The 3,142-nt window shown below is 69.4% G+C and carries 4 protein-coding genes; 3 read left to right on the forward strand and 1 reads right to left on the reverse strand.

Features of this window, described 5'->3' with window-relative positions:
* A partial coding sequence (locus tag D3H34_RS31290) for a tripartite tricarboxylate transporter substrate-binding protein (RefSeq protein ID WP_286186500.1) occupies positions 1-368 on the forward strand: 368 nt, incomplete at its 5' end.
* Positions 369-402: 34 nt separating this feature from the next.
* Positions 403-1,389 carry a tripartite tricarboxylate transporter substrate binding protein gene (locus D3H34_RS31295; protein WP_119558711.1) on the forward strand — a complete coding sequence of 329 codons (987 nt, stop codon included), beginning with the start codon at positions 403-405 and terminating at the stop codon, positions 1,387-1,389.
* A 123-nt stretch (positions 1,390-1,512) separates the two neighbouring features.
* On the opposite strand, the gene D3H34_RS31300 is transcribed toward D3H34_RS31295, so the two are convergent.
* Positions 1,513-2,484 (reverse strand): LysR family transcriptional regulator, encoded by a 972-nt coding sequence (locus D3H34_RS31300; RefSeq protein WP_119558712.1) that lies wholly within the window; start codon positions 2,482-2,484, stop codon positions 1,513-1,515.
* 111 nt (positions 2,485-2,595) lie between these two features.
* Between D3H34_RS31300 and D3H34_RS31305 the strand changes: the two genes are divergently transcribed.
* The coding region (locus D3H34_RS31305; protein WP_119558713.1) for an aldehyde dehydrogenase family protein at positions 2,596-3,142 on the forward strand (547 nt) is incomplete at its 3' end.

Genomic DNA, 3,142 nt, shown 5'->3' on the forward strand with positions numbered 1-3,142 from the left:
TGTTCGTGCCGGCGACATCGGCCCTGCCTTTCGTGCAGGGCGGCAAGCTGCGCGCGCTGGCCGTGACCGGCAACAAGCGCCTGCCTTCGCTGCCCGATGTGCCGACCATGGCCGAGGCCGGCGTGCCCGGTTTCGAGGCCTATGCCTGGCAGGGCTTCGTCGGCCCGGCCAAGCTGCCCGCGCCCGTGGTCCAGCGGCTCAACAAGGACCTGAACGCGGCCCTGGCCCAGCCCGCGCTGCGCGCCAAGTTCGAGGAGATCGGCATCCAGCCGATGGCGATGACGCCGCGCGAGTTCGGCGACTTCGTGCGCAGCGAGCAGAAGCTCTGGAGCGAAGTCATCCGCTCGGCAAAGATTCAACTGGATTGACGCGCCCCGGCGCGCGAAGAACGAGGAGACAGACATGAACCCATCCCTGAACCGCCGTGGCTTTGGTCGTGGCCTGGCCGCCATCGCGGCCGCGGCCAGCCTGCCGTCCTGGGCGCAGACCGGTGCCGTTGGCGCCTACCCCCAGCGTCCGGTCGAACTGATCGTGCCGTTCGCCGCGGGCGGTGGCACCGATGTGCTGGCGCGCGCCATGGCCGAAACCATGCGCAAGCATTTCCCGCAGAACGTGATCGTCATGAACCGCGCGGGCGCGAGCGGCGCCGTGGGCTGGTCGGAACTCGCGGCCGCCAAGCCCGACGGCTACAAGCTGGCGATCATCACCGTCGAGATGACGATGATTCCGCACATGGGCCTGACCAAGATCACGTCGGACGACGTGGTGCCGATCGCGCGCCTGAACGCCGACCCGGCGACCATCGCCGTGCGCGCCGACTCGCCGTTCAAGACGCTGGAGGACTTTCTCGCCGCGGCGAGGAAGAACGTCGGCGGCGTGCGCATCGGCAATGCGGGCCCGGGCTCGCTGGGCCATCTGGCCGCGGCCGCGCTCGAAGACAAGGTGGGCGTGCAGTTCAACCACCTGCCTTACCGCGGCGCGAACCCGGCGGTGCTCGACCTGCTCGGCGGCCATATCGAAGCCGTGGCGGTGACTCCGGTCGAAGTCGCGACCTATGTGGCCGCGGGCAAGATCCGGCCGCTGGCCATCATGGGCGACAAGCGCATCCAGGCCGGCTGGGAGCAGGTGCCGACGCTCAAGGAGCGCGGCATCGACCTGCTGATCGGCGGCTGGCGCGGTCTCGCGGCGCCGAAGAACACGCCGCCCGAAATCATCCAGCAGCTGCGCAGCGTGATGGCGCGCACGCTGCAGGAACCCGATCTGCGCGCGACCATGGCCAGGCAGAACATGGGCGAAGGCTATCTCGACCAGCCCGCGTTCCTCGAAGTGATCGCGCGCGACAACGCGACGTTCAAGCAGCTGGTGAACAAGCTCGGTATCAAGGCTTAAACATATAAACACCCCCCTGAGCCGCTCACGCGGCTTCCCCCTCTCATCCTTCGGTGGAGGGGGACGGCACCATCGCTGCGGGGCGGCCCTTGCTCGGTGCCCCTGAGCTGGGCCACGCCAGTTTCAAAGGCTGTTTGAGGTGGGCGCTCCTGGCGCAAACCCCGGTGCAAAAACTTCGCGCAGCCAGTCGACAAACACCGCGACCGCGCGCGGCACATGCGCCGAATAGGGGCGCATGGCGTAGATCGTCGGGCTGAACGCGCCCATGGGCCGCCACTGCGGCAGCACCTGCACCAGCTGGCCCGCGGCGAGCGCGGCCTGGGCGCTGAAGTCGGGCACCAGCGCAATGCCCAGGCCGGCGATCGCCGCGTCGCGCAGCGCCTCGCTGTTGTTCGCGACCAGCGGGCCGCTCACGGGCACGGTGGCGCGCGCGCCGCCGCCGCGGCCCAGGCGCTGCAGCGTCCAGGCCGCGGCATCGTGGCCGCGCGGGTAGTGCAGGCAGCGGTGCTGGCGCAGGTCGTCGGGCGCGGCCGGCGCGGGCCCGTGGCGCTCGAGGTAGGCCTGGCTCGCGACCAGCACCGAATGCGTGCTGCACAGCGCCCAGGCCACATGGTTGTCGGGCGGCGTGCTGGTGTGGCGTATCGCCAGGTCCAGGCCTTCCTGCGACAGCGGGCGCAGCTGGTCGGACAGATCGAGTTCGAGCTGGATGTCGGGATACTGGTCGAGAAATTCGGGCAGGCGCGGCACCAGGTGCTGGCGCGCCAGCGCCACGGGCGCGGTGACGCGCAGGCTGCCGCGCGGCGCGTCGGCAAGATCGCGCACCTGCGCGAAGCTGCCCGCGATGCGCGCGAAGGCTTCGCGCGTGTCCTGCACCAGATGCCGGCCCGCGTCGGTCAGCAGCATGGAGCGCGTGGTGCGCCGCACCAGCGGCACGCCGGCCGCGCGCTCCAGGCCTGCGATGTGCTGGCTCACCGCGGCCTTGCTCACGCCCAGGCGCGCGGCCGCGGCCGTGAAGCTGCCCTGCTGCTCGAGCACCACCAGCCAGTAGAGGTGCGACCAGAGCTGTTCGGTTTTCAGTGCATCGTTGGAATTCATGCCGCCATTGTTCATCAATTTAAACAATCAATTCACGCCACGGGACTGGGCAGCGCGCCGGTGCCTGCCTACACTTTGCGCATCGCTCACCGACGACCCAAGGACTTTTCCATGAACGCAGCCCATCCCGCAGTGACCACGGCCTCCATCGCCCACTTCATCCACGGCCAGCGCGTGGCCGGCAACAGCCTGCGCACGCAGCCCGTGACCAACCCCGCGACGGGTGCCGTGACCGGCGCCGTGGCGCTGGCCAACCGTGCCGATGTCGACGCCGCCGTGGCTTCGGCGGCCGCCGCGTTTCCCGCCTGGGCCGACACGCCGCCGATCCGCCGCGCGCGCGTGATGTTCAAGTTCCTCGAGCTGGTCAACCAGCACAAGGACGAACTCGCGCATGCGATCACCGCCGAGCACGGCAAGGTGTTCACCGACGCCCAGGGCGAAGTCGCGCGCGGCATCGACATCATCGAATTCGCCTGCGGCATTCCGCAGCTGCTCAAGGGCGACTTCACCGAACAGGTGTCGACCGGCATGGACAACTGGACGCTGCGCCAGCCGCTGGGCGTGGTCGCGGGCATCACGCCGTTCAACTTCCCGGTGATGGTGCCGATGTGGATGTTCCCGGTGGCCATCGCCGCGGGCAACACCTTCGTGCTCAAGC

This window comes from Acidovorax cavernicola (genome assembly GCF_003581445.1).